General features: G+C 72.3%; 23 protein-coding genes and 2 tRNA genes. 9 read left to right on the top strand and 16 right to left on the bottom strand.

What is annotated here, in order from left to right:
* Positions 1-4 precede the first annotated feature (4 nt).
* Positions 5-238 carry a hypothetical protein gene (locus tag ABD990_RS12535; protein ID WP_345380603.1) on the bottom strand — a complete coding sequence of 78 codons (234 nt, stop codon included), beginning with the start codon at positions 236-238 and terminating at the stop codon, positions 5-7.
* A 162-nt stretch (positions 239-400) separates the two neighbouring features.
* On the opposite strand from ABD990_RS12535, the gene ABD990_RS12530 reads away from it, so the two are divergent.
* From ABD990_RS12530 to ABD990_RS12520, 3 genes are all read left to right on the top strand, one after another.
* Positions 401-835, top strand: coding sequence for a Fur family transcriptional regulator (locus ABD990_RS12530; protein ID WP_345380602.1), 435 nt, complete (start codon positions 401-403; stop codon positions 833-835).
* 78 nt (positions 836-913) lie between these two features.
* Positions 914-3,148 (top strand): catalase/peroxidase HPI, encoded by a 2,235-nt coding sequence (gene katG / locus ABD990_RS12525; RefSeq protein WP_345380601.1) that lies wholly within the window; start codon positions 914-916, stop codon positions 3,146-3,148.
* A gap of 147 nt (positions 3,149-3,295) precedes the next feature.
* Positions 3,296-4,306 carry a LacI family DNA-binding transcriptional regulator gene (locus tag ABD990_RS12520; RefSeq protein WP_345380600.1) on the top strand — a complete coding sequence of 337 codons (1,011 nt, stop codon included), beginning with the start codon at positions 3,296-3,298 and terminating at the stop codon, positions 4,304-4,306.
* A gap of 3 nt (positions 4,307-4,309) precedes the next feature.
* Here ABD990_RS12520 and ABD990_RS12515 read toward each other — a convergent pair whose 3' ends face one another.
* Complete coding sequence (locus tag ABD990_RS12515; RefSeq protein ID WP_345380599.1) at positions 4,310-5,170, bottom strand: sugar phosphate isomerase/epimerase family protein; 861 nt, start codon at positions 5,168-5,170, stop codon at positions 4,310-4,312.
* Between the two features lie 134 nt (positions 5,171-5,304).
* On the opposite strand from ABD990_RS12515, the gene ABD990_RS12510 reads away from it, so the two are divergent.
* Positions 5,305-6,579 carry an MEDS domain-containing protein gene (locus ABD990_RS12510; RefSeq protein WP_345380598.1) on the top strand — a complete coding sequence of 425 codons (1,275 nt, stop codon included), beginning with the start codon at positions 5,305-5,307 and terminating at the stop codon, positions 6,577-6,579.
* A 77-nt stretch (positions 6,580-6,656) separates the two neighbouring features.
* On the top strand, positions 6,657-7,037 hold the full coding sequence (locus tag ABD990_RS12505; RefSeq protein WP_345380597.1) for an ATP-binding protein: 381 nt from the start codon (positions 6,657-6,659) through the stop codon (positions 7,035-7,037).
* A 12-nt stretch (positions 7,038-7,049) separates the two neighbouring features.
* Here the strand turns inward: ABD990_RS12505 and ABD990_RS12500 are convergent, their stop codons facing one another.
* The 14 genes from ABD990_RS12500 to dnaA all read right to left on the bottom strand — a co-directional run bounded on the left by ABD990_RS12500 (position 7,050) and on the right by dnaA (position 23,726).
* Entirely contained in the window at positions 7,050-8,024 is a 975-nt protein-coding gene (locus ABD990_RS12500) for a helix-turn-helix transcriptional regulator (RefSeq protein ID WP_345380596.1), read from the bottom strand.
* Positions 8,025-8,102: 78 nt separating this feature from the next.
* Positions 8,103-9,329, bottom strand: a complete 1,227-nt coding sequence (locus ABD990_RS12495) for an FAD-dependent monooxygenase (RefSeq protein WP_345380595.1) — start codon at positions 9,327-9,329, stop codon at positions 8,103-8,105.
* Positions 9,326-9,700: a hypothetical protein gene (locus ABD990_RS12490; RefSeq protein WP_345380594.1), complete on the bottom strand. Its 375-nt coding sequence runs from the start codon at positions 9,698-9,700 to the stop codon at positions 9,326-9,328. The genes ABD990_RS12495 and ABD990_RS12490 overlap by 4 nt, the downstream gene beginning before the upstream one ends.
* 151 nt (positions 9,701-9,851) lie before the next feature.
* Positions 9,852-9,927: transfer RNA gene (locus ABD990_RS12485), tRNA-Ala, on the bottom strand.
* A gap of 40 nt (positions 9,928-9,967) precedes the next feature.
* Entirely contained in the window at positions 9,968-10,075 is a 108-nt protein-coding gene (locus ABD990_RS12480; RefSeq protein ID WP_345380593.1) for a DLW-39 family protein, read from the bottom strand.
* Positions 10,076-10,108: 33 nt separating this feature from the next.
* A tRNA-Ile gene (locus ABD990_RS12475) sits at positions 10,109-10,182 on the bottom strand.
* A gap of 120 nt (positions 10,183-10,302) precedes the next feature.
* Positions 10,303-11,358: a DUF3566 domain-containing protein gene (locus tag ABD990_RS12470; RefSeq protein ID WP_425569584.1), complete on the bottom strand. Its 1,056-nt coding sequence runs from the start codon at positions 11,356-11,358 to the stop codon at positions 10,303-10,305.
* A gap of 73 nt (positions 11,359-11,431) precedes the next feature.
* Positions 11,432-13,951: a DNA gyrase subunit A gene (gene gyrA, locus ABD990_RS12465; protein ID WP_345380592.1), complete on the bottom strand. Its 2,520-nt coding sequence runs from the start codon at positions 13,949-13,951 to the stop codon at positions 11,432-11,434.
* A 51-nt stretch (positions 13,952-14,002) separates the two neighbouring features.
* A complete protein-coding gene (gene gyrB, locus ABD990_RS12460) occupies positions 14,003-15,982 on the bottom strand; it encodes a DNA topoisomerase (ATP-hydrolyzing) subunit B (RefSeq protein ID WP_345380591.1) in 1,980 nt (659 codons plus the stop codon).
* 458 nt (positions 15,983-16,440) lie between these two features.
* A complete protein-coding gene (locus ABD990_RS12455) occupies positions 16,441-17,037 on the bottom strand; it encodes a DciA family protein (RefSeq protein WP_345380590.1) in 597 nt (198 codons plus the stop codon).
* Between the two features lie 147 nt (positions 17,038-17,184).
* Positions 17,185-18,321 (bottom strand): DNA replication/repair protein RecF, encoded by a 1,137-nt coding sequence (recF, locus tag ABD990_RS12450; RefSeq protein WP_345380589.1) that lies wholly within the window; start codon positions 18,319-18,321, stop codon positions 17,185-17,187.
* Positions 18,322-18,335: 14 nt separating this feature from the next.
* Positions 18,336-19,364 carry a phosphogluconate dehydrogenase (NAD(+)-dependent, decarboxylating) gene (gene gnd, locus ABD990_RS12445; protein WP_345380770.1) on the bottom strand — a complete coding sequence of 343 codons (1,029 nt, stop codon included), beginning with the start codon at positions 19,362-19,364 and terminating at the stop codon, positions 18,336-18,338.
* 67 nt (positions 19,365-19,431) lie between these two features.
* Positions 19,432-20,589, bottom strand: coding sequence for a DNA polymerase III subunit beta (gene dnaN, locus ABD990_RS12440; RefSeq protein ID WP_345380588.1), 1,158 nt, complete (start codon positions 20,587-20,589; stop codon positions 19,432-19,434).
* 1,508 nt (positions 20,590-22,097) lie between these two features.
* Entirely contained in the window at positions 22,098-23,726 is a 1,629-nt protein-coding gene (gene dnaA / locus ABD990_RS12435; protein ID WP_345380769.1) for a chromosomal replication initiator protein DnaA, read from the bottom strand.
* A gap of 557 nt (positions 23,727-24,283) precedes the next feature.
* On the opposite strand from dnaA, the gene rpmH reads away from it, so the two are divergent.
* Genes rpmH through yidC form a run of 4 tightly spaced genes read left to right on the top strand, consistent with a single transcriptional unit; the run spans position 24,284 to position 26,313 of the window.
* A complete protein-coding gene (gene rpmH, locus ABD990_RS12430) occupies positions 24,284-24,421 on the top strand; it encodes a 50S ribosomal protein L34 (RefSeq protein WP_345380587.1) in 138 nt (45 codons plus the stop codon).
* Positions 24,422-24,437: 16 nt separating this feature from the next.
* Entirely contained in the window at positions 24,438-24,815 is a 378-nt protein-coding gene (rnpA, locus tag ABD990_RS12425) for a ribonuclease P protein component (RefSeq protein WP_345380586.1), read from the top strand.
* Positions 24,812-25,147, top strand: a complete 336-nt coding sequence (gene yidD, locus ABD990_RS12420) for a membrane protein insertion efficiency factor YidD (protein WP_345380585.1) — start codon at positions 24,812-24,814, stop codon at positions 25,145-25,147. Before rnpA ends, yidD begins: the two co-directional genes overlap by 4 nt.
* Positions 25,141-26,313, top strand: a complete 1,173-nt coding sequence (gene yidC / locus ABD990_RS12415) for a membrane protein insertase YidC (RefSeq protein WP_345380584.1) — start codon at positions 25,141-25,143, stop codon at positions 26,311-26,313. Before yidD ends, yidC begins: the two co-directional genes overlap by 7 nt.
* Positions 26,314-26,426: the final 113 nt, after the last annotated feature.

Below are 26,426 nucleotides of genomic sequence, written 5' to 3'. Positions count from 1 at the left end.
CGTCTCAGTCCCCGGCGCCGTCCCGCAGGGTGAGCACGACCCGCAGGACGTGCTCCACCGCCGACTCGAACAGCGGCCCGCGCAGCTCGCCGCGGGTCGCCAGGTTCTGCGAGGCGAACTGGAGCATGCGTTCGGGTCCGACCCGGCGGACCAGCAGCGCCGCGATCTCCTCGAGGTCCAGGTCGGGGTTGTCCAGCCGGGTGAGCGCGAACTCGACGATCATCTCCTCCTCGGTCACGCTCGCCTCCTCTCCCCCGCACCCATCGTTCCCGCCGTCGGCGGCCTGTCCGCGCGTGGTCGAACGACATCGTCGTCGCGCGCGTGCACCGGTGTCGATTCCTTCGAAAGAACGCCTTTTCTGGACTTGATCCAGTCCGGTCTTCGTGGTGGGATCGGCGTCGTGCAGAGCCGCGGGCAGGTCGAGCAATCCCTCCGGGAGGCCGCGCTGCGCGTCACCGCGCCGCGCAAGGCGGTGCTGTCCGCGGTGCACGACCACCCCCATGCCGACACCGAGACCCTGATCGCGGCGACCCGGGCGCGGCTCGGATCGGTGTCGCACCAGGCGGTGTACGACGTCCTGCGCGTCCTCACCGACGCCGGCCTGGTCCGCCGCTTCCAGCCGGCGGGCTCGGTCGCCCGCTACGAGGCACGGGTGGGCGACAACCACCACCACGTCGTGTGCCGCTCCTGCGGCGCGGTGAGCGACGTCGACTGCGCCGTCGGCGAGACGCCCTGCCTGACCGCGTCGAACGACGCCGGCTTCGAGATCCACGAGGCCGAGGTCGTGTACTGGGGCCTCTGCCCCGCCTGCAAGTCCCCGTCCACGGGCCGCTGAGCGCGCCCACCACCGACCCCACCGCCCCCACCACAGGCCGGTCCCCAGGACCGGCGTCCCCGTGAGGAAGGACCTGACGTGACCGACCCGAAGCCGCGCGACGACTCGGCGAGCCCGCAGGGCACCGACAGCACCGCGAGCCGGAGCGAGAGCGAGAACCCGGCCCTCGCCGGCCCCAGCTTCCACCCCGATCAGCGGCCGCGGAGCAACCGCGACTGGTGGCCGAACCAGGTCGACCTGTCCGTACTGACCAAGACCTCGCGGGAGTCCGACCCGCTCGGCGACGACGACTTCGACTACAAGAAGGCCGTCTCCCAGCTGGACTTCGACGCGGTGAAGGCCGACATCGTGCAGGTCATGCGCACGTCGCAGGACTGGTGGCCGGCGGACTGGGGTCACTACGGCCCGCTGTTCATCCGCATGTCGTGGCACGCCGCGGGCACCTACCGCCAGGTCGACGGCCGCGGCGGCGGCGGCGAGGGCGCGCAGCGCTTCGCCCCGCTCAACAGCTGGCCGGACAACGGCAACCTCGACAAGGCCCGCCGCCTGCTGCTGCCGGTCAAGCAGAAGTACGGCCGCAGCCTGTCCTGGGCCGACCTGCTGGTGCTCGCCGGCAACGTCGCCCACGAGGACATGGGCTTCGAGACCTTCGGCTTCGCCTTCGGCCGCCCGGACGTGTGGCAGCCCGACGAGGTCTTCTGGGGTCCGGAGGACACCTGGCTCGGCGACGAGCGCTACAGCGGCGACGCCCCGCTCGAGCTCGAGGGCGCCCTCGGCGCCGTCACCATGGGCCTGATCTACGTCAACCCGGAGGGCCCGAAGGGCCAGCCGGACCCGCTGGCGTCGGCCCACGACATCCGCGTGACCTTCGGCCGGATGGCGATGAACGACGAGGAGACCGTCGCCCTCATCGCCGGCGGCCACACGTTCGGCAAGGCGCACGGCGCCGGCAACCCGGACCTCGTCGGCCCGGAGCCGGAGGGCTGCCCGGTGTTCTCCGGCGGCCTCGGCTGGAAGAACCAGAACGGCACCGGCAAGGGCCCGGACACCGTCACCAGTGGTCTCGAGGGCGCCTGGACCCCGAACCCCACGAAGTGGGACAACGGCTACTGGGACACCCTGTTCGGCTTCGAGTGGGAGCTCACCGAGAGCCCCGCGGGCGCCAAGCAGTGGAAGCCCAAGGAGGCCGAGGGCCAGGAGCTCGTGGCCGACGCGCACATCGAGGGCAAGAAGAACCCGCCCATGATGCTGACGAGCGACCTCGCGCTGATCACGGACCCGGAGTACCGCAAGATCTCCGAGCGGTTCCGTGACAACCCCGAGGAGTTCGCCGAGGCCTACCGGCGGGCCTGGTTCAAGCTGCTGCACCGCGACATGGGGCCGGTCTCGCGCTACGTCGGCCCGTGGGTCCCGCAGGAGGTCCAGCTCTGGCAGGACCCGGTCCCGGCGGCCGAGCACGAGCCGCTGTCGGAGTCCGACGCCGCCGAGCTCAAGAAGCAGATCCTCGCCTCGGGTCTGACGGTCCCCCAGCTCGTGCACACCGCCTGGTCGGCCGCGTCGTCCTTCCGCACCACGGACAAGCGCGGTGGCGCGAACGGCGGGCGGCTGCGCCTCGAGCCGCAGGCGAGCTGGGCGGTCAACGCCGGCACGCAGGAGGTCATCGAGAAGCTCGAGGAGGTCCGCGCGGCCTTCGGCAAGCCCGTCTCGATCGCCGACACGATCGTCCTGGCCGGCTGCGCCGCCGTCGAGAAGGCCGCGGCGGACGCGGGTGTGGCGGTCACCGTGCCGTTCAGCCCGGGCCGCACGGACGCCTCGCAGGAGCAGACGGACGTCGAGACCTTCGCCTACCTCGAGCCGCGCGCCGACGGGTTCCGCAACTGGATCGCCCCGGACCTGAAGCTGCAGCCGGAGACGCTCCTCGTCGACCGCGCCTACATGCTCGAGCTCAGCGCCAAGGAGCTGACCGTCCTGATCGGCGGCCTGCGCGTGCTGGGCGCGAACACCGGCGGCACGCAGCACGGCGTGTTCACCGACCGACCGGGCGTCCTGTCGCAGGACTTCTTCCGCAACCTGCTCGACCTCGGGGTCGAGTGGAGCACGTCGAAGGACGAGGAGGGCGTCTACGAGGCCCGCGACGCCCAGGGCACCGTGGTCCGCACCGCCACCGCGGCCGACCTGGTCTTCGGCTCGAACTCGATCCTGCGCGGCATCGTCGAGGTCTACGGCGCCGACGACGCCAAGGAGAAGTTCGTCCGTGACTTCGTCAAGACGTGGGACAAGGTCATGAACCTGGACCGGTTCGACCTGCGCTGAACCACCCGTCCGACGACGCCCCGGTCCGCCGCACCCGCGGTGGGCCGGGGCGTTCGGCGTGACCCGGGGCGCACGACGGGCCCGTGATCGGGTGGACCGGTCCATCACCTCCGGTTCCGACGACGTCGCCGCTCGTAGACTCCTCGTGTGCCTCGTGATGTCCGCCCGGACCGTCCACCGACGATCCGGACCGTCGCGGCGCGGGCGGGCGTGTCGAAGTCGTTGGTCTCGTTGGTGCTCAAGAACTCGCCGCACGTCAGCGACGAGCGGCGAAGCGCCGTGCTGGCCGCGATGGCGGAGCTCGGGTACCGGCCCGATCCGATCGCGCGCAGCCTCACGGAGCGGCGTACCCGGACGATCGGGGTGGTCGTCGACGACCTGGCCAACCCCTGGTACGTCGGGCTGCTGCAGGGTCTGCGGCCGGTCCTGCACGAGCACGGGCTGCGCCCGTTGCTGGCCGACGGTCGTACCGAGCCCGACGCGGTGGAGGCGCTGTCCGATCTGCGCGTCGACGGCATGGTCGTGGTGGGCACCGCGACCCCCACCGCCATCGTGCAGGCCAGGTCCGTCTCCGCGGCGCTCCCGATCGTGGTCGCGGGAACCAGGGAGCCGCTGCTGTCCACGGTCGACCTCGTCGCCAACGACGACGACGCAGGCGCCCGGGCAGCGACCCGGCACCTGATCGGGCTGGGTCACCGCCGTATCGCGCACGTGGCGGGCGAGGGCGAGGTCGGGCGGATCAGGCTCGCCGGGTACGAGGGCGAGATGGCTCGCGCGGGCCTGACCGCACGGTCGGTGCCCGGCGACTGGACCGAGGCGACGGGCCACGCGCGGGCACGGGAGATCCTGGTGGGCCCGGACCGTCCCACCGCGGTTCTCGCCGCCAACGACCTCTCCGCGATCGGGGTGCTGACCGCTGCCGACGAGCTCGGCCTGGACGTGCCCGGAGACCTGTCGATCGTCGGCTACGACGACACGTTCTTCGCCCGCATGCAGCGGCTGTCCCTGTCCACGATCGACCCCCGCACCGTGGAGATCGGGCGAGCGGCCGGCGAGGTGCTCACCGGCCGGCTCGACGGCGACGCGGCCACCCCCACCATGCGCCTGCTCGCGCCCCGTCTCGTCGTCCGCAGGTCGACGGGGCCGGTGCCGGTCTAGTACCTAGGCGCGCCGGAGCAGGTCGGCGGCGGTGTCGAAGGCCTTGCGCAGGCCCGTGCGCAGGTCCGTCACGCGGTGCTCCGCGGAGAGGATCTCCACACCCCACGGCCCCGTCCAGCCGACCCGGCGCAGCGCGCGGACCAGGCCCTCGAGGTCGAAGGAACCCTCACCGCAGTACCGCCGGCGGTCGCGGGTGTCCTCGAACAGCGTGCCGACCGGCGAATCGTCGAAGTCGTTCAGCTCCACCCCGAACAGCCGCTCCGGCGGGATCGCGGCGACCTCCTCGACGCCGGTGCCGGCCCGGCCCACGTGCCAGGCGTCGACCAGCAGCCCGACGGCAGGGTGCCCGGCCGCCTCGACCAGCGCCAGGCCCTGGTGCAGGTCGGCCACGTTCGACCACGGCAGGAACTCCAGCGCCACCCGGGTGCCGTGCTCGGCGGCCTGGGCGCCCAACGCCGCGAGCGCCTCGACCCGAGCCGCCCACTCCCCCGGGGCCTCCGGGAAGTCCGGCCCGATCTTGATCGTACGGGCGCCGACAGCCTCCGCGGCCGCGAGCAGACGCCCGCGCACGGCATCGGAGGCCTGGCGCGCCGGGCCGGTGGTCCACCAGTCCCCGAGCAGCTCGACCTCGCGGTGCTCCATGCCGTTGTCGTCGAGGATCGCCCGCAGATCCGGCCAGGTCAGCTCCTGCAGGGCCCCGGCGAGGTCGCCGTGGGTGACACCGAAGCCACGGAAGCCCGCCTCGGCCGCCGCCTCGATGCGGGTGCGCAGCGGCACCGGGCTGCGCTCGTCGCCGCGCAGTGGTGCCGCGTCCCCGGCCGTGGTCCAGCAGGTGGCGAGGAGTGCGTCCTGCGGGTCGGGCATCGGTCGCATCCCTTCGGGCAGTGCTCACCGCGCCGACCCGCGGCCGGGGTTCGAGGCCGGCGGTGCTGTGGACCGGTCCGACGTTGGACCGGTCCAGAGGATGCGCGCCTCTCCGGAGGGATGTCAAGGGCAGCGTGTCCGCGCAGGACGTCACGCCGTCCAGCACGCCGTCATCGAGCCGGCGACCAACGCCTCAGAGCGCCTACGTCGACTCGACCGACCCGCACACGGTCACCGTCACCCCCACCCCGACCGGTCGCCCGCACGCCGAGGTCCCACCGGGCACGACCGCCGACTGGATCACGGCCCTCGTCGATCTGCCCCACGGGACGACGGATCCGCCGCCGCTGCCACCTGACCCGCCCGGCGGCCAAGGCCCAGGCTGTTCCGTGGCGATGCGAGTGCTCACCTTCGTATTCGGTACAGCCCGGGCACGCAGAGGTTCGTTCGTGGTGCAGACTGTGCCGTTTCCGGTGAGGAGACTTCAGGGGTTCGGGCGTGGACGCGACCGAGAAACCGCAGGGAGACCCGGTGTGCATCGGACTCCGCTCATGGTCAGCGAGCGGCCCGCGATGACGGCCGGCACCGGCCGGGGCCCGGCCCCTGCCGCCGGGTGGCTGGAAGGACCGCACACCGCGCTGGTCCACGGGTCCCGGCGCACCGACGACGAACGGGTCGGGGCCTGGATGACCGGCGCGCTGAGCCGGGGCCGACAGCTCTTCTACAAGCATGCCGATCTCTACGCGACCGTCCGGCACCGGCTCACCGCGCTGCTCGGGGGCGACGTGCTCGCCTCCGGTCAGGTGACACTGATCGACGCGGCGCGTTGCCACGCGGAGACCGGCGGAGAGCCGGCAGCGCTGCGCAGCTGGCACGTCGAGCTGATCGAGCAGGCCCGCGACGCCGGCCACCACGGGGTGGCGATCGTGTGCGACGGGACCGCGCTGCGCACCATCACGCCCGACCCCGCGGCGATGCTGATCCACGAACGCGATCTCACGCGGCTCGCTGCCTCGAACCCGCTCAGCGTGCTGTGCCGCTACGACACCTCGACGGATACGCCCGCGACCCTGCAGCTGGTGGTGGGCGCGCACACCGCGGTGGACGACATCCTGTTCGCGGCCCGCCACGACCCCGACGCGCTCAGGATCTCGGGGGAGATCGACATGAGCAACGCCGCCCGGTTCGGCGCCGTCCTGCGCGCCGCCATCGAACACGGCACCCGGACCGTCGAGGTCAGCGGGTTGCGGCAACTCGCCGCCGCCGGATGCCACGTCGTGCTCGACGCCCTGCCACCGTTGCGCGCGGCCGGCCAGACCCTTGTCCTGCTCCACCCCCGAGGCGCCGTGCGGCACATCTTGGACATCACCGGCCTCAGCGAGACCGAGAACCTGGTCGTTTCTGGATGAGACGCCGTCGACGGGTAACCCTCATCCTCGCCATCGGCCAGGAGGGGAGGCGAACGTTGTGCAGCGCCGGACGCGTCGTGTCCGTGGAGCTCGCCGACGCAGACATCGGCATCCTCGCTGATCTGCGGGAGTGGGTACACGACCTGCTCACCGACGCCGCTGCTCCCGAGCCCGCGATCACGGCGTCGCTGTGCATCCTGACCGAGTTGGTGACCAACGCCCTGACCCACGGCGCACCTGCTGGGCAATGCCGCCTGCACCTCGTCCCCGGCAGGGTCCTCCGCATGGAGATCGACGACCGGAGCCCGCACGCCGCCACCGTCGCCGACCACCCGAGGAGAACACGGGGAGCAGGCGGTTTCGGACTCGTCATCGTGCAACACCTGGCCAGCACCTGGGGCCAGACACCTCATCCGTCCGGAGGCAAGACGGTCTGGGCCGAGATCAACCTCGGCTAGGAGCCGCCCAGGCTACCGGGACATCGTCGTGGTGCTTTCTTCGCACAGGGTGCGGCTGGGCAGCTCCCCGTAGGCGGCCCGGTACTGCTGGGTGAAACGTGAGTGGGTGAAACCCCAGCGTGCGGCGACGCCGGCGACGGTCCGGCCGTCGTCGGCGGTGGCCGTGCGGAGCTCCTCGCGGGCGTGGTCGAGGCGGACGCGGCGCAGGTAGCGCATGGGGGTGGTGTCCAGGTGGCGGCGGAAGGCGAGTTGCAGAGCGCGGGGGGTGACGCACGCGGCGCGGGCGATGTCGGTCAGCGTGAGGGCGAGATCGGGATCGGCGTCGATGAAGGCGACCGCACGGCGCACGGCGGACGGGCTCGCGTCGTGCCGGTCCACGCTGCTCGGCGTGGCCACGGCGGTGGTCGGGAAGGTGTGGAGCACGCACGCGGCCAGGTACTGGCTCGCGGTGGAGACCACCAGTGGTTCCTGGGCCACGTCGGGAACGGCCATCACGCTGTCGCGCACGTAGGCGGTGGAGCGTCGCAGCTGCTGGGCCGCCTGCCGGGAGACCGGCCGGTGGTCGAGCACGCGCACCGGGTCCGCCGCATCCGCCTTCCCGGTCGCCGCCACGCGGGTCAGGAGGGCGGGATCGAGCAGGGTGAACTGCAGGCGCGTGGCGTGGGCGACCCCGGCGTAGGGAAGATCGGGCCGGCTGATCAGGAACTGGTCCCCGGGGCCGAACACCTCCTCGCCGTCCTCGCCCTCCGTGCAGATGGTGTTGGAGAGTACGTCACAGACGATCATCAGGCCCTGTGGCTCGGCGGAGTAGCCGATGTCGAAGCTGTAGTCGAGGTCGTCGAAGCCGATCTCGGGCGCCATCACGCGCCGCGTGATCTGCGCGCGCGTGCAGGCGCCGACCGCGCCGATGCGCATCCGGGAGTACAGCTTGCTCACGGTCGCCTCGACCAGGCCGACGTCGCTGCTGTCGAAGGTCAACGGTTCCATGGAGCTCGCTCCTCCCGTCCCTCAGGTGGGAAGCGTACGACCGGGCCGCAAGTCGTACCGCCGCATCGGGGCGGTGACCTACGGCCTGGCCGCCGAAGTGGTCGGTGACGGTCCGATCGGGGCGCCGGAGTCCGGCATCCCTGCGTAGTCGGGCAGCTCGACGCCGTTGATCGCGCGCTGGACCAGATCGGTGAGGGCGTCCATGTCCGGCTCCGGGCTCGGTCCCGTGTCCGGCCCGGGGACGTCGAGGCTGCGCACGTGCAGCCGTCCGATCTCCTGGTTGGCCTCGACGAACGGGCGCATCCGCTCCTCGTAGCCGGCGAACCCGGCCTCCGGGTCCCACCCGGCGGCGGCCAGTTCCCCGGCCAGCAGGTACGCGCCGACCAGGGCCAGCCCGGTGCCCTGCCCCGACATCGGCGACGAGCAGAACGCCGCGTCCCCCAGCAGCCCCACCCGTCCGCTCGACCAACGGTCCATCACCACCTGGGCGACCTGGTCGAGGTAGAAGTCCGGGGTGTCGTCGAGATGCGCCAGGATGCGCGGCGCCAACCACCCGAAGCCGGCCATCCGCTCCCGCAGCAGGCGCTTCTGGGCCGCGACGTCCCGATGGTCGAGGTCGAAGTCCGCTGACGGGAAGGAGAACAAGGCCATCGCCCGGGTGGCGTCCTGGATCGGGCGCAGGCCGGCGGAACGCCCGGCCTCCTGGCACTCCAGGAACCAGCGGTCCAGCCCGAACTCGTTGGGCACGCTGTAGAAGGCCAGCACGAGCCCGAGATGGCGCACGAACCGCTCCCGCGGCCCGAACACCATCGCCCTCAACGCCGAGTGCAACCCGTCCGCCCCGACCACCAGGTCGAAGCGCCGCCGGTCACCGCCCGCGAAGACCACGTCGACCCCGCCCGCGTCCTGGGTGAGCTCAGCGATCCGGTCACCGAAGACGTACTCGACATCGTCCCGGGTGGCCTCGTACAGCACCTGGGACAGGTCCCCGCGCAGGATCTCGATCTCCGCGATGTACCCGTCACCGCCGTCGTCGTCCGCGCGGTAGGTCTCCAGCACGTTCCCGTCCACGTCCACCGTGTGCGCCCCGACGGTCTCGGTGCACGCCGCGCGCACCGCCGCGTCCAGCCCCATGCGCCGGATGACCTCCTTGGCCACCCCCCGCGCGTCCACCGCCTGCCCACCGGGACGCAGCCCGGGAGCCCGCTCCACCACGGTCACCTCGGCACCCCGCCGGCTCAACCAGTGGGCCAGCGCGGGTCCCGCGATGCTCGCCCCCGCCACCAACACCCTGATACCGCTCACCCGGCGCCTCCTTCGTCGACTCGTCCGGAGGGAAGACGCCGACGAGGCCCGAAAGTCATCGCCTGCTGACTGCTGGCGATGGTGAGCGGCTGGCCCAGCAGATCGGCGAGCAGGACGTCGGCCTGCTCGGCGCCCTCTTCGCCGGCATGCGCAACGACCCCGCACTCCCCGCGGATGCGCCAGATCCTCGACCGCGACCAGACCGCGATGACCGCCGCCGGGTTCCGGCGGGTGACGTTCGACGCCCCGACGGCGACACTGCTGACCGGGGTCGCGAGCGCGGTGATCGTCCATCGGGTAGTCGTCGTCGGGTGGTCGTCGTCGGCGAGCCGTGCGACCGGAACTTCGTCGAACGACCGAGGCTCGCCCATGGTGAAGGACCACGTCAGAAGACGGAGGACAACGACGGCGACCAGACCAGCGAGGCACAGCGACGGGACGACGCCCCGTCAGGGCCGCCAACTCCCGGACTGCATCGCCATGAACCTGATCACGCAGCTCGACGTGCCTGCCGACCGGACGTGGTGGAGACGAGGGGAATCGAACCCCTAACCCCCGCCTTGCAAAGGCGGTGCTCTGCCAATTGAGCTACGTCCCCGTGGGCCTCACGCTACCGCGGTGGCCCGAGGTGCACGCGGTCAGCGCGTCGCCTCGTGCCAGGGGTCCTCGCCGGGGCGGCTCTTGACCTTGAGGAGGACCAGGATCGCGGCGCCGGCTGCGGCGACGAGAGCGAGGATCTTCTTCACGTCGATCACCTTCGGAGCCGGTGCCGGGAGGAGTGGGCCTAGCTGGATTTGAACCAGCGACCTCATCGTTATCAGCGATGCGCTCTAACCAACTGAGCTATAGGCCCCTGCGGCAGGAACGACTCTACATGAGCCCCTGCGAGCCCCCCGCACCGGCCCCTCGAACCGGGGCGGGAGGCGACACCGCAGGTCGGCGGCCCCTGCCGGGACCGCCGAGGCGGCGGACCTCAGTCGCGCTCGGAGAGCGTGACCTCGATCCCACCGACGAGGTCGGCGGACACGTTGTAGACGAACGCGCCCACCGTGAGTGCCACCGCGAACAGCAGGCTGTTGATCGCGCCGATGATCGCGGCGAAGCCGAACACGCTGCCGGCGCTGATGAGCGAGCCGCCGCCGCCCTCACCGCCGCCGGAGACCAGGTCGGCGTAGGTGCCGTTGAGCCGGTCCCACACGCCCATGCCGTCGAGCACGCCGTACAGCACACCGACCGCCACGAGCCAGATGAAGAACAGCACCACGGCGAGCACCAGGGCGAGCTTCAGCACCGACCACGGGTCGAACCGCTTGACCTGCAGCAGCGCCTGTCGCGGGGCCCGGCCGGCCACGTTCGGCACCTCGGCGTGCACCTCGGCGTCGGCGCCGCCCGGCAGGGTGGCGGTGTCGGCCGTCGCAGCCGCACCCGCCGCCGCGCCGCCCGCCCCGGGAGCCGCGTTCCGGTCGATGTAGGCCGTGGGCGCCTCGCTGAGCAGGGAGTCCACCGCCGGCGACCGCTGCGGGGCCGGGCGCGGGATCGGCGCCGCCGCGGTGGCGCCGGCGCCGTCGGCTGCGTCGCCGTCCTCCTCACCCTGCGCGCGCCGCCACGGCGGGGGCGTCGGAACGGTGCCGGGCCGGGCATCCTGGGTCTCCCCCACCCCGCCCGCACCGGCGCCCGACACGGCCTCCGGCCGCGGGCTCGGCACCGGACGGGACGAGGGACCGTCGGCACTCCCGGCGGAGGCACCGGCAGCCGGGGCACCGGCAGCGGGGGCACCGGCGGCCGGGGACGCCGCCGCCCCGTTGCCCGACGCCGACCCGTTGGCGGACGAGCCCGCAGCGACCGACCCGTTCCCGGCCGGGCCCGTGTCCGCGGCCGCGGGTGTGGTCCGGTCCTCGGCCGTGTCGGCCTCGGCCGGCGCCGCCGCGGCCCCGTCGCCGGGGAGCTGGGGCGAGTCGGGGCTGTCCGTGGCGACGCGCCCCTCGTCCTTGGCGCCCGGCGACGTCGCCGGCTTCTCGTTCTCGCTCACGAGGTGGAGCTCTCCTCGTCGGTCGGCGTGCAGGACAACCTGCGGGACAACGGGGTCACCGGGTGGCCCGGCCTCAGCCGGTCACCTCGGGGGCGTCCGCATCGTCCTCCGCGTTGCGCGCGACCGCCAGCAGCGTGGCGGTGTCGCCGAGGTTCATGAGACGGACCCCCTTCGTCTGCCGGCCGGCCTTCCGGACCTCGCGGGCCGAGGTCCGGATGACGCCGCCGGTCGACGTGATCGCGTAGAGCTCGTCGTCGATCCCGACGATGAGCGCGCCGACCAGCGTCCCACGACGGCGGTCGTACTGGAGGGTCAACACCCCCTTGCCGCCGCGACCCTGGACCGGGTAGTCCTCGATCGGGGTGCGCTTCGCGTACCCGCCGGCCGTGGCGACCAGGACGAACCGGTCCGACTGGACCACGCCGATCGACAGCAGCCGGTCCCCGTCGTTGAACCGCATCCCCAGCACGCCGGAGGTGGCGCGGCCCATCGGGCGCAGCACCTCGTCGCTGGCGGTGAAGCGGATCGACTGGCCCTCGGCCGAGACGAGCAGCAGGTCGTCGTCCGCAGCGCAGAGCACCGCGCCGACCAGCTCGTCCTCGTCCCGCAGGTTGATGCCGATCAGGCCGCCGGAGCGGTTGGAGTCGAAGTCCTCGAGGCGGGACTTCTTCACCAGACCACTTCTCGTCGCGAGGACGAGATAGGGCGCGGCCTGGTAGTCCTTGATCTGCATGACCTGGGCGATGTGCTCGTCCGGCTGGAACGCGAGCAGGTTCGCGACGTGCTGACCCCGGGCGTTGCGGTTCGCCTCGGGCAGCTCGTAGGCCTTGAGCCGGTACACGCGGCCCTTGTTCGTGAAGAACAGGATCCAGTCGTGCGTGGAGCACACGAAGAAGTGGGCGACGATGTCGTCCTGCTTCAGCGTGGCGCCCTGCACGCCCTTGCCCCCACGCTTCTGCGCCCGGTACAGGTCGGTCTTGGTGCGCTTCGCGTAGCCGGTCTGCGTGATCGTGACGACCACGTCCTCGACGGCGATGAGGTCCTCGTTGGTGACGTCGCCGTCGTCCGGGACCAGCCGGGTCCGCCGCTCGTCGCCGTGCTTCTCGACGATCTCCATGAGCTCGTCGCGGACGATCTGGCGCTGCCGCTCGGGCCGGTCGAGGATGTCCTGCAGATCGCGGATGGTCTCCTCGATCTCGGCCAGCTCGTCGATGATCTTCTGGCGCTCGAGGGCGGCCAGCCGGCGCAGCTGCATGTCCAGGATGGCCTGCGCCTGGATCTCGTCGATGTCGAGCAGGTCGATCAGGCCGGCGCGCGCGACGTCGACCGTCTCCGACGCCCGGATCAGCGCGATGACCTCGTCCAGCGCGTCGAGCGCCTTGACCAGACCGCGCAGGATGTGGGCCCGTTCCTCGGCCTTGCGCAGCCGGTAGCGGGTCCGCCGGACGATGACCTCGATCTGGTGCCGGACGTAGTTCCGGACGACCTGGTCCAGCCGCAGCGTGCGGGGCACGCCGTCGACGATCGCGAGCATGTTGACGCCGAAGCTCTGCTGCAGCTGGCTGTGCTTGTACAGGTTGTTCAGCACGACCTTGGCCACGGCGTCGCGCTTGAGCGTGAACACGATGCGCATGCCGACGCGGTCGGACGACTCGTCGTTGATCTCCGAGATTCCGGTGATCTTGCCGTCCCGGACCATGCCGGCGATCGACTCGATGAGGTTGTCCGGGTTGACCTGGTACGGCAGCTCCGTGACGACGAGGGTGGTCCGCCCCTTGGCGTCCTCCTCCACCTCGACCACCGAGCGCATCCGCACCGAGCCGCGGCCCGTGCGGTAGGCGGACTCGATCCCGTCCCGCCCGACGATGAGCCCGGCGGTCGGGAAGTCCGGGCCCTTGATCCGGGCCATCAGCGCCTCGAGGAGCTCCTCGTCCGACGCCTCGGGGTTGTCCAGCGCCCACGCGACGCCCTCGCCGACCTCGCGCAGGTTGTGCGGCGGGATGTTGGTGGCCATGCCGACCGCGATGCCGACCGACCCGTTGATCAGCAGGTTCGGCACGCGCGACGGCAGGACGACGGGCTCCTGCGTCTTGCCGTCGTAGTTGTCCAGGAAGTCGACGGTGTCCTCGTCGATGTCCTGGAGCATCGCCATGGCCAGCGGGGAGAGCCGGCACTCGGTGTACCGCATGGCCGCGGCGGGGTCGTTGCCGCGGGAGCCGAAGTTGCCCTGCCCGTCGATCAGCGGGTAGCGCATCGACCACGGCTGGGCGAGGCGGACGAGCGCGTCGTAGATCGCCGAGTCGCCGTGCGGGTGGTAGTTACCCATCACCTCGCCGACGACGCGGGCGCACTTGACGTAGGAGCGCTCCGGCCGGAAGCCGTTCTCCCCCATCGAGTAGAGGACGCGCCGGTGCACCGGCTTGAGGCCGTCCTCGACGAGGGGCAGCGCACGCCCGACGATCACGCTCATCGCGTAGTCGATGTACGAGCGCTGCATCTCGTGCTGGATGTCGACCGGCTCGATCCGGTCGCCGCCGCCGTCGCCCCCGGCCGACCCGGTCGGCGGGAGCGTGGGGTCCAGGGTGTCGGTCATGGTCCTTCTCTCACGTGCGATCCGTACGTACGTCTACGACACTCGTGTGATCTAGACGTCCAGGAAGCGCACGTCCTTCGCGTTGCGGGTGATGAAGGAGCGACGCGACTCCACGTCCTCACCCATGAGGACCGAGAACAGCTCGTCCGCCGTGGCGGCGTCGTCGAGCGTGACACGCAGCAGGACCCGGTGCGCCGGGTCCATCGTCGTCTCCCAGAGCTCCTTGGCGTTCATCTCGCCGAGACCCTTGTAGCGCTGCACGCCCTCGTCCTTGGGCAGCTTCTTGCCGGCCTCGCGGCCGGCCGCGATCAGCCCGTCCCGCTCCGCGTCCGAGTAGGCGAACTCCGGTTCCACGCCGCGCCCGCTCCACTTGATCTTGTACAACGGCGGCTGCGCGAGGAACACGTGACCGGCCTCGACCAGCGGCCTCATGAAGCGGAACAGCAGGGTGAGCAGCAGTGTGCGGATGTGCTGGCCGTCGACGTCCGCGTCGGCCATCAGCACGATCTTGTGGTACCGCAGCTTCGAGAGGTCGAACTCCTCGTGGATGCCGGTGCCCAGCGCCGTGATGATCGACTGGACCTCGGTGTTCTTGAGGACGCGGTCGATGCGGGCCTTCTCCACGTTGATGATCTTGCCGCGGATCGGGAGGATGGCCTGGTACATCGAGTCCCGGCCGGACTTCGCCGAGCCGCCGGCGGAGTCGCCCTCCACGATGTAGACCTCGGACCTGGTGGGGTCGGTGGAGCGGCAGTCCGCCAGCTTGCCCGGCAGCCCGCCGATGTCGCCCGCGCTCTTGCGTCGGACCAGCTCGCGCGCCCGGCGGGCGGCCAGCCGCGCCTGCGCCGAGGAGACGGCCTTGTTGACGATGATCTTCGCCTCGGCCGGGTTGCGCTCGAACCAGTCCGCCAGCCACTCGTTGCTGATCTTCTGGACGAACGACTTCACCTCGGTGTTGCCGAGCTTGGTCTTGGTCTGGCCCTCGAACTGCGGCTCCGCGACCTTGACCGACACGATCGCGGCCAGGCCCTCGCGGATGTCGTCCCCGGACAGCGCCGGGTCCTTCTCCTTGAGCAGCTTCTTGTCCCGCGCGTAGCGGTTGACCGTGGTGGTCAGGGCGGAGCGGAAGCCCTCCTCGTGCGTGCCACCCTCGTGGGTGTTGATCGTGTTGGCGAAGGTGTAGACGGACTCGGAGTAGCCCGAGTTCCACTGCATCGCGACCTCGACCTGGTGCCCGGGGCCCTCGCCGGTGTACCCGATGACCTTGCGGTGGATCGGGTCCTTGCTCTTGTTGAGGTGGGCGACGAAGTCCTCGAGCCCGCCCGGGTAGTGGAAGGTCTGCTCCTTGACCTTCGCCACGAAGCCCTCGGCGTCCGGCTCCTCGGCCTCCTCCGAGTCCCCGTTGCGCTCGTCGCGCAGGACGATGGTGAGCCCCTTGTTGAGGAACGCCATCTCCTGCAGCCGGCGCTGGATGGTCTCCAGGTTGTAGGTCGTGGTCTCGAAGATCGTCGGGTCGGCCCAGAAGGTGATGGACGTGCCGGTGCGCTTCGTGGCCTCGCCCTTGTGCAGGACACCGGGGACCGAGTGGTCGTACCGCTGGGTCCAGACGTGGCCGCTGACGTGGATCTCGACCTCCAGTCGGCTCGACAGCGCGTTCACCACGGAGACGCCGACGCCGTGCAGACCGCCGGACACCGCGTAGGACTTGCCGTCGAACTTCCCGCCCGCGTGCAGCACGGTGAGCACGACCTCGACGGCGGGCTTCTTCTCCACCGGGTGCATGTCGACCGGGATGCCGCGGCCGTCGTCCACCACGCGGACGCCGCCGTCCGCGGTCAGGGTCACCTCGACACGCGTCGCGTACCCGGCCATCGCCTCGTCGACCGCGTTGTCCACGACCTCCCAGATGAGGTGGTGCAGACCGCGCTCGCCGGTGGAGCCGATGTACATGCCGGGACGCTTGCGGACGGCCTCCAGGCCCTCGAGGACCGTGATCGACGACGCGCTGTAGCCGCTCTTCTTCTCCGCCACGGGCTGTTGGTCTCCTCGCCACGAGAGCCGGCCCGGGGACGCGCGGGACGCGCGCCGGTACCGGCGAGGACCGGGCGGGGTACGGGGTCCGCTCGGCACTACTGATGATTCTACCGGTCCGGCCCGACAGGAATGCGGCTAGGACACGTCCAGAAGCGTCACAGCGGCGCGATCCGGCCGCGAATCGGGTCCGGACGGCGGGAACGGGGGTCGAACGGCGCTCCCGCGGCGTCATGTCGCGCTGAGCGGCCCCCTGGCGGACGCGAACGGTCGCCCCCGTCTCCTCCTGCCGGGCCGGACGAACGGCACCTTCGTTCCATCCTAGTGAGCGACAGTGCCGTTCGTGCTGGTCGCGGCGGTGCGTCGGAAGGCGTCAGCCGTACGTGTCCCGACAGTCGGGGGGCTCCGCCCCCGACGACCCCCGGACGGCCGCCCGGGTACAGCACTCCCTGGCAGGATCAGCCGTACGTGTCGCGGGGGCCGCGGCCGCGGACGTGGCGCGGGCCGTGCCGCCAGCTCGGCCCGCTCGGCCCGACGACCCGGATCCGGCGCACGACGTCCGGCCCCACCGCCCCCGCGAGCCGCTGCAGCAGCTGGCGCTGCAGGGTGCGCAGCTGCGTGGCCCACGCCGTCGACTCCGCCTGCAGGGTGAGCTCGCCGTCCCGCAGCGAGACGGGTGTGCAGTGGTCCGCGATGTCCGGGCCGACGAGCGTGGGCCAGCGCCCGAGCACCGTCGCGTCCGTCAGCCGCGAGGACCAGCCGCGGTCCATCGCCACCCGGGACACCAGCCGGCCGAACGGCTGCGGGTCCCGGTTGTCCGGTCCCGGGCCCGACCAGCGACGGCGCCGTCCCCGGCCGAAGTTCTTCGGCCGCACCCCGCGTTGCTCGGCCTCCCGCTCCTGCCGCTTCTGGGCGTTGGCCTCACGGGCCGCGGCGAGGGCGTCCCGGGCCAGGTCCGCGCCACGCCGCCCGTCGTCGCCGGGCGGCTCCTCCCCCTCACGACGAGCGGTCGGGGAGATCCCGTCCCCAGGGCTGTGGACAGGGTTGTGGGTCACCGGACGGCTCGACGGTCGATCGACCGCGGCGGGCGGTGCGTTGTGACTGGAGTCACGAGAGGAGCGGAAGTTATCCACAGTATCCACAACCTTGTCCCCAGGAGCGCCCGGTGGCGGGGCGCTCGACGTCTTCCGTTCCGTCGCACGTCAGGTGGTGTTCGGCGGTGGTGTGCCCGGTTCGACCCGTACCGCCGATCCACCGCCCACCGCGTAGCGCGTCCCCACCAGCTCCGCCGGGACGTCCTCGGCGACCGCGGCGGTCACGACGACCTGCTCCGCCTCTGCGGCGACCGCGGACAACGCGCGGCGCCGCTGCGCGTCCAGCTCGGCGAACACGTCGTCGAGGACGAGGACCGGCTCGACGTCGTCCGCCTTGAGCAGACGGTAGGAGGCCAGGCGCAGGGCGAGCGCGATCGCCCACGACTCGCCGTGGCTCGCGTAGCCCCTGGCCGGCCCCTCGCCGAGGTTGAGCAGCAGGTCGTCGCGGTGCGGACCGACCAGACACACCCCGCGCTCGATCTCCTGCCGGCGCACCTGGGCCAGCTCGTCGAGCAGGAGCGCCTCGAGTTCGGGCGCGGTGCCCGGCAGCTCGCCCGGGATCGAGCAGCGGTAGGCCAGGGTCAGCGGGTCCGACGACGGCGCCACCTCGGCGAACGCCTTCTCGGCGTGCGGTGCGATGCCCTCGACCAGCTCGAGCCGCCCGGCCAGCAGTGCGGCCCCGTGCCGGGCGAGGTGCCCGTCCCACACCTCCAGCGTGGAGAGGTCCGCGTGCCGGGTGCGCGCGGTCTTGAGCAGCGCGGACCGCTGGCGCAGCACCCGCTCGTAGTCGCTGCGGACGCCGGCGTAGCGCGGGTACCGGGCCACCAGCAGCTCGTCGAGGAACCGCCGGCGCTCACCGGGGTCGCCGCGGACGAGGGCGAGGTCCTCCGGCGCGAACAGGACGCTGCGCAGGATGCCGAGGATCTCGCGCGGGCGGGCCACCGGTGCGCGGTTGACCCGGGCCCGGTTGGCCTTCCCGGCGGTGATCTCCAGCTCGACGTTCAGCTCCCGGCCCTGGTGCACGACCTGGCCGCGGACGATGGCGCGCTGGGCGCCGCGCCGGATCAGCGGGGCGTCCGTGGCGACCCGGTGCGAGCCGAGCGTGGCGAGGTACCCGATCGCCTCGACCAGGTTGGTCTTGCCGACGCCGTTCGACCCGACCAGGACGGTGACGCCCGGTTCCAGGAGGAGCTCCGCGCGTTCCCAGGAACGGAAGTCCTCGACGGCGAGCCGACGCAGATGCACCTCGTAGGTCTACCTCAACCGTGCGTGGAGCCGGTGCCCGAGCTGGGGCCCGCGACGTCCCCGGGTGCGCCGGCCGGACCGGCGGCCTTCTTCACCGCGTGCCCGCCGAACTGGTTGCGCAGCGCCGCGACGGCCTTCATCGCCGGCGACTCGTCCTGGCGCGAGGCGAAGCGCGCGAACAGGGCCGCGGAGATCACCGGCAGCGGGACGGCGTGCTGGATGGCCTCCTCGATCGTCCAACGGCCCTCGCCCGAGTCGTCGACGTAGCCCTCGAGCCCCGCCAGGTGCGGGTCCTCGCGCAGCGCGTTGACCAGCAGGTCCAGCAGCCAGGAGCGGACGACGGTGCCGCGCGACCACGCCTGGACCACCGCGGGCACGTCGTGGATCAGCTCCGCGGCCTCCATCAGCTCGAAGCCCTCGGCGTAGGCCTGCATGAGGCCGTACTCGATGCCGTTGTGCACCATCTTCGCGAAGTGGCCGGCGCCGACCGGGCCGGCGTGCGCGAAGCCCTCCTCGCGCGGGCCCTCCGGGCGGAGCGCGTCGAAGATCGGCATGGCGAGCTCGATGTGCTCCTGCGCGCCGCCCGCCATCAGGCCGTAGCCGTTGTCCCTGCCCCAGATGCCGCCGGACACGCCGCAGTCCACGTAGCCGATCCCCTTGGCGTGCAGCAGCTCGGCGTTGGGGCCGTCGTCGGTGTAGCGGGAGTTGCCGCCGTCGATCACCAGGTCGCCGGGCTCGAGGATGTCCGCCAGGGCGCGGACGGTGGAGCGGGTCGGCTCGCCGGAGGGCACCATCACCCAGACCACGCGCGGTGTGGACAGCGCCTTCGCCAGGTCCTCGAGGGAGGGCACGTCGGTCACCTCGGGGCGCGGGTCGAACCCGACGACCTCGTGGCCCGCCGCGCGCACCCGGTCCCGCATGTTCCCGCCCATGCGGCCCAGGCCGATCAGTCCGAGTTGCACGTCCCGCTCCTCACAGCTCGCTCGTGGTCCCCGCGCCGGCCGGCGCCGGGCCCATCGTGCCGCATCCGGGGCCGGGACGATCAGTCGGAGCGGAGCGTCGGTGCAGGTGCCCGCGTCGAGGATCCTGCTCAGCGCGGATGATCTGCGCTCAGCCCGGCAGACGGACCGGCATCAGGAGGTGGAGATACCCGGGAACGGCCGGGGCCTCGGACTCGCCCTCGGCACCGTCGGCCGGCGGGACGACCGGGCGCACCAGGGCGGGCCGGTTCGGCGTGGTGAACGTGAGCTGCGCCTTCTCGGTGTGCAGCGCGCCCAGGGCGTCGAGCAGGTAGCCGGGATTGAACGCGATGGTCAGCGCGGTGCCGTCGAGCGCGCAGGGCAGCTCCTCCTCGGCGCTCCCGACGTCCTCGCCGCCGGCCGCGAGCCGCAGGCCCTCCTCGCCGAACTCCAGCCGGATCTGCGCGACCCGGTCCGCGACCAGCGAGACACGCTTGATCGCCTCGACGAGCGCGGCGACGTCGAGCTCCGCCGCGGTGGTGTGCTCCGCGGGGATCAGCTGGCGGAAGCGCGGGAACTCCGCGTCCAGCAGGCGGGTAGTGGCGCGGCGACCGCCGCCGGTCAGGCCGAGCATCCCGTCCCCGGCGGAGAGCGCGATCTCGACGGTGCCGGCGCCGGCCAGCGTCTTCGCCACGTCCGAGAGGGTCTTCGCCGGGATGAGCACCGCGGTGGACACCCCGGCGTCCTCGGGCTGCCAGTCCAGCTCGCGGACCGCGAGCCGGAACCGGTCCGTCGCCGCGAGGGTCAGCCGGGAGCCCTCGATCTCCAGCCGGACGCCGGTGAGCATCGGCAGCGTGTCGTCCCGGCCCGCGGCGACGGCGACCTGCGCGACCGCACCGGCCAGCTCGGCGGCGTCGACCGTGCCGGCGCGCTGGGGCATCGCCGGTAGCTGCGGGTAGTCCTCCACCGGCATGATCGGCAGCGAGAAGCGGCTGTTGCCGCAGTTGATCGTGGCGCGGGCGCCGTCGACCACGAGGTCGACCGGCTTGTTCGGCAGGGCGCGGGTGATGTCCGCGAGCAGCCGGCCGGAGACGAGTACCTGGCCCGGGTCGCCGATCGTCGCGTCGAGCTCCACGCGGGCCGAGGTCTCGTAGTCGAACCCGGACACCGTCAGCCGCTCGCCGCCCTCCGCCGAGGCGGCGTCGATCAGGACGCCGCCGAGGACCGGAACCGGCGGCCGCGCGGGCAGGCTGCGCGCGACCCAGGCGGCAGCGTCGGCGAGGACGTCGCGTTCGACCCGGAACTTCATGGCGAGGGAGACCTTTCACCGGTGGTCACGGGGTGTGACCGGAGGTGGCACACGGGACGGGCTGTGAGGAGCCCGGACGGAGCGGGGCCACCGGCGGGTCCCCGGCGGTCCGGCCGTGGAACGGCTCCCCCGGGACTCCGCCGACGGCCCGGCGGTCCGGGATCGGCCGACTCACCGTAGAGCCTCGCGCGGCCGGGTGTCACGTCGCCCGGGTCCCGTCCGGCGAGCGGTCGGCGGAGGCCGGTTCCGGCCCCGTCCGAGTGCCCCGTCCACCCCGTTCTTTCTCTTCGAGATTGTGAAAGAGAGAACTCCAGGGACAGGGACAGGTCCTGTGCACAGTGTGGATACACGCCGTCGCTGCAGGTCACACGGTGCGGCGTCCTGGGGACGGAGCCTCGGGACCGAGTCGGGACGGACGGCGCGGATCGTGGATGGCCGGCGTTCTCGCCAGGTTGTCCGTCGCCCATCCCCGTCGCCGGAGGGAGTTGTCCACTGTTCTCGGGGCGTCCGTCCACGGGCTCCGGCGCGACAATCCACAGAGTTGTCCCCAGATGTGGGTGAAGCGTGGCCGTGCGTCCACGCTGTGCGACCGGTCGGCGTCGTCGCGGCAACCCGGTGGCGAGGGGCGGCACCCACAGAAGTCCCGCCCTGCACACGCTCTGCAACGGACCGTGACGATTTCCGTGACGAAGCGGGGCCGGCGCTGGGCCGACGGTGCGCCGAACGCCCATTACCGGACGACGAGCGGTGAGCGTCGGAGCGACACGCGGGGGATTTCGATCTCCACCGGATGGAGATCGGCTGTCGGAGGTGTAGGGAGCGTCACCGACGAAGTGGATCTCCATGCGACGGTTCGGGGAGGCGCTGAGAGCGCCGCTGCGGCCCGTTCCCGGTGAGCCGTGTGGGTGGAGGAGGTGCGGCGCGGACGGTGACGGTGCGAGATCGGGCGGTCCTGGCGCGGCGTGGCGTCCCGGGCCGGGCGGCCCGGGGGATGCCTGGGGACAACTCGCCCTCCCGCCCGCTCCGAGCGCCGCGACCGGGAGCTCACGGGACGCGAGTCGGGAGCCGAGGCGGGCGGGCCGGCGAGCGCCGTGCGCGGCGGCAGTGTGAGACCTGCCGGCGCACCCGCTCCGGATACCGCACAACGGCCCGGGCGGCGTCGCACACCCGGTCGCTCGCCGGCACAGCCCATCGACCGGTTGTGCCGGGCGCGGTCGGTTGTGCGGGACCGTCTTCCCGTGGCTCCTGCCCACCGCTCCTCCTCGGCGGCACAACCGAGATGCGGTCACACGGGGCGTCGACAGGGTGTGCCAGAGGGCGTACGGGTGTACGAGGCCGCCCTGGCAGATGTGCCGGGACCGGCCCGGCGCGCCGAGTTCCACCGGGTGTGCACGGGCTCGGGCGGGTGGGCCGCCCGGGTCAGCCGCGTGCGCGGGCGACGTCCCCGGTGCTCTGTCCTCGTGAGCCGAGCCACCCGGCCGCGGTCGCCGGCGCACCCGCTTCCACGCTCAGTGCCGGGCGCGCTGCTTGATGCGGGCCGTGAGCTCCTGCACCTGCTCGAAGGTCTTCCGACGCAGCGAGATCTCGTTGCGGATCTTCTTGTCGGCGTGCATGACCGTGGTGTGGTCGCGGCCGCCGAAGGTCTGCCCGATCCGCGGCAGCGAGAGGTCGGTGAGCTCGCGGCACAGGTACATGGCGATCTGCCGGGCCTGCGCGAGCGCCTTCGTCTTCCCCGGCCCGCACAGCTCGTCCATCGTCACGTCGAAGAACTCGGCGGTGACCGCCATGATCGTCGGCGCGGTGATCTCCGAGGCGGCCGAGTCCGGGATGAGGTCGCGCAGCACGATCTCGGCGAGCTGAGTGTCGACCGGCTGCCGGTTGAGCGACGCGAACGCCGTGACCCGGATCAGCGCGCCCTCGAGCTCGCGGATGTTCCGCTCGATGCGCTCCGCGATGAACTCCAGGACGTCCCCGGGCACGGCGAGCCGGTCCTGCGCGGCCTTCTTCCGCAGGATCGCGATCCGCGTCTCCAGCTCGGGCGGCTGGATGTCGGTGATGAGGCCCCACTCGAACCGCGTGCGCATGCGGTCCTCGAGGGTCTCCAGGCGCTTCGGCGGCCGGTCGGAGGAGACGACGATCTGCTTGTTCGCGTTGTGCAGGGTGTTGAAGGTGTGGAAGAACTCCTCCTGGGTGCCTTCCTTGCCCTCCAGGAACTGGATGTCGTCGACCAGCAGGACGTCGACGTCCCGGTAGCGGCGCTGGAAGGCGACCTTGCGGTCGTCCCGCAGCGAGTTGATGAAGTCGTTCGTGAACTCCTCGGTGCTCACGTACCGCACCCGCATCCCCGGGAAGAGCCGCTGGGCGTAGTGCCCCACCGCGTGCAGCAGGTGGGTCTTGCCCAGCCCGGACTCGCCCCAGATGAAGAGCGGGTTGTACGCGCGCGCCGGCGCCTCGGCCACCGCCACCGCCGCGGCGTGCGAGAACCGGTTCGACGCCCCGATCACGAAGGTGTCGAAGGTGTACTTCTCGTTGAGCCGGGTCTGCGACCGCGGCGCGACCGGATCGCCCGCCTGCGGCGCCGAGTAGGTCGGCCAGACCTCGGGCCGGCCGGGCCCGAGCGGACCGGCCTCGCCCGGCACCGGCGGCTCGACGCCCGCGGGCTCGGGCAGCTGCGCGGCCGCGGCCGGGTCCACCGGGATGCCCGACGGCGGGGTCGGCGCGTCCTGCGCGACGCCCGCGGAGCCGTTCTGGGCCGGCGGGGACAGCCCCGGCAGGGGTGCCGTCGCGACGGCGGGGCCGCGGCCGTCGGCGATCTCGCCGAGCGACGGGGCGCCGGGCCGGACGCGGGAGGGCGGGTCGGGTACGTCCGTCCCGCCGGAGGCGGCGTTGGCGTCGACCACCACCGCGAGGTTCACCTGCACGCCCATGTGGCGGCCGATCGCGTCGCTGATCGGGCGCCGGAGGATGCGCTCGATCGCGTCCTTCGCGAACTCGCTGGGCGCGGCGAGCAGGGCCGTGCCGTCGAGGAGCCCGAGCGGGCGGGTCAGCCGCAGGAAGGCGCGCTGCTGCGCGGACAGTCCGGGCGAGCCCGGATCCGTCGCGGGTCCGGCGAGGTCGGCGATGACCAGGCTCCACACCTGGGCGAGGTCACCGGGTTCGGCCACCGCTCGGCCCCTCTCCGCGTGCCGACCTGCTGGGGAGCGGTGGGCACGACCTCGTTCGTCGTCTCGTCGGCGTGGGCTGGGAATCCCCAGACTTATCCACACATGTGCGTAGACCGTACGCAGGGGAGTACGGCGGGCCGCGACCACCCTCCCGTCGGGGGGCGCGCCCGCAGCGTCCGTCGTGGTGACAGTCGGAGAAGCCCCGATCCCCCCGGATGGAACTGCGAAGCCCGCACGCTAACAACGACCGCCCCGAGGTCACAAGACGCGCAGGTCACGAGGCTGTGCGGGGCCGTTCGGGCCGCGGTCGTGGCCTGCGGGGATGACGCAGCGCAGCCGCGTCGTCACCCCGGCGCGGATCCGCGCAGGGGTGGTTTGCGCCGCTCGGAAACGGCTGCGTACCCTGGTCTGCAGGCGCGGTCCGTCGCCGGCACCCCCGTGTGCCCGCCGACCGGTACCCGCGCGACGACCGAGATCAGAAGCTACCGACGGCCCGGACCCCGCGGCGCCGTCGACCGGGAGAGTCGACCGTGAGCAAGCGCACCTTTCAGCCGAACAACCGCCGCCGGGCCAAGACGCACGGTTTCCGGCTCCGGATGCGCACGCGCGCCGGGCGCGCGATCATCTCGGCGCGCCGCCGCAAGGGCCGCACGCAGCTCTCGGCCTGATCCCCGCGCCGTCGGAGTGCTGCCCGCCGGCGCCCGGCTGACCCGTCGGGACGAGTTCGCCTCGACGATCCGCCACGGCCGTCGTGCGGGCCGCTCCCGGCTCGTCGTGCATCTGGACATGGCGTCCACCATCGACCCGGCCTCGCAGGCTCCGCCGCGGGCCGGGTTCGTCGTGAGCAAGGCCGTGGGGAACGCGGTGGTCCGCCACCGCGTCACCCGGCGGCTGCGTCATCTCGTCGCGGCCCGGCTCGGCACCCTGCCGACCGGGTCGTCGCTCGTCGTGCGGGCGCTCCCGCCCGCCGCCGCGGCGACCTCCGCCGAGCTCGGCGCGGACCTGGACTCCGCGCTGCGCTCCGCGTCGAAGAAGCTGCGGGGCCGGGAGCCCGCCCGGTGAGCCCCTCCCCCGTGGCCCGCGTGCTGATCGCGGCGGTGCGCGTCTACCAGCGCTGGATCTCCCCCGCGCTGCCCCCGACCTGCCGCTTCTACCCGAGCTGCAGCGCCTACGCGCTCGAGGCCGTGCAGGTGCACGGCGCGGCGCGCGGCACGTGGCTGGCCGTGCGACGGCTGCTGCGCTGCCACCCGTGGCACCCTGGCGGGGTGGACCCGGTCCCGCCCCGGGCCCCGGAACAGGACCCGGAGCCCGAGCAACCCGATCGCCCCGCCCGCCCCGACGACCGTCGAGCCGCCGACTGCACTGAGAAGTGCGAGGAGCAAGCGCCGTGCTGAACTTCATCTACTACCCCGTGTCGTTCATCATGTGGGTCTGGCACAAGGCGTTCGGCTTCGTGTTCGGCGCGGACTCCGGCGTCTCCTGGGTCCTCGCGGTGATCTTCCTCGTCTTCACCCTGCGCGCCATCCTGTACAAGCCCTTCGTCGGGCAGGTCCGCTCCATGCGGAAGATGCAGGAGATGGCGCCGGAGATGCAGAAGCTCCGGAAGAAGTACGCCAACGACCGGCAGAAGCTCGCCGCGGAGATGCAGAAGCTCCAGTCCGAGAACGGCGCGAACCCGCTCGGCGGCTGTCTCCCGATCCTGGTGCAGGTCCCGGTCTTCATCGGCCTGTTCCACGTCCTGCGCGAGTTCAAGCCGGGCAAGACCGAGAACTACTTCTTCGGCGCCGACGAGGTGCGCTCCTTCGTCGACTCGGACTTCTTCGGCGCCAAGCTCGGCGCCACCGTCATCAACACGCAGTACTCCACGACGACCCTCGCCGAGCTCGGCGGGAACCTCACCAGCCAGCTGATCGTCATGATCCCGCTGATGATCCTCGCGGGCATCTTCACGCACATCACCGCGCGGCACTCGGTCGCTCGCCAGATGGCCAACCCCGCGGCCATGGCGAACCCGCAGACCGCGATCATGAACAAGCTGATGCTGTACGTGTTCCCGATCGGCGTCGTGGTCGGTGGCCCGTTCCTCCCGCTGGCGATCCTCTTCTACTGGGTCGCGAACAACCTCTGGACCCTCGGCCAGCAGTACGTCGTCTACAAGAAGATCGACGCCGAGGAGGCGGAGAAGAAGGAGAAGGCGACCGCGCAGCGCAACTCCCTCGCTCCGAAGCCGGGTCAGAAGCCGCAGCGCGACGTCCGCGACACGTCGGCGAACGGGAACGGCGCCGGGCCCGACGCGGTGGAGGCCGGGTCCGACGGCAGCCTCGACGGCGGTGTCGCGGGTGGCACCGACGGCGGTGTCGCGGGTGGCACCGACGGCGGTGTCGACGGCGAGGCGTCGTCCGCGCCGGCGAAGAAGCCGGGCGCCAAGCCCGTGAACAAGCCGAAGCCGGGTGCGAAGCCCGTGGGCGGCAAGCCGGGGAACCGGCCGGCCGGCCAGGCCGGGCGCCCCGGTGGCGGCGGCAACCGGACGCAGGCCCGGAAGGGCAAGAAACGCCGGTGACCCCCGGGTCGGTCACGCACCGACCCCGACGGACCTTCGAGCGGGCGGCCCGGGCGGCGCCGCCCGCTCACGTCGTCCGACCCGCCCGGGCGGAGCGGACGAGCTGACGTGGA

This window comes from Pseudonocardia yuanmonensis, from assembly GCF_039542425.1.
Lineage (GTDB): Bacteria > Actinomycetota > Actinomycetes > Mycobacteriales > Pseudonocardiaceae > Pseudonocardia > Pseudonocardia yuanmonensis.
This window is presented reverse-complemented; position numbering and strand designations above follow the sequence as displayed.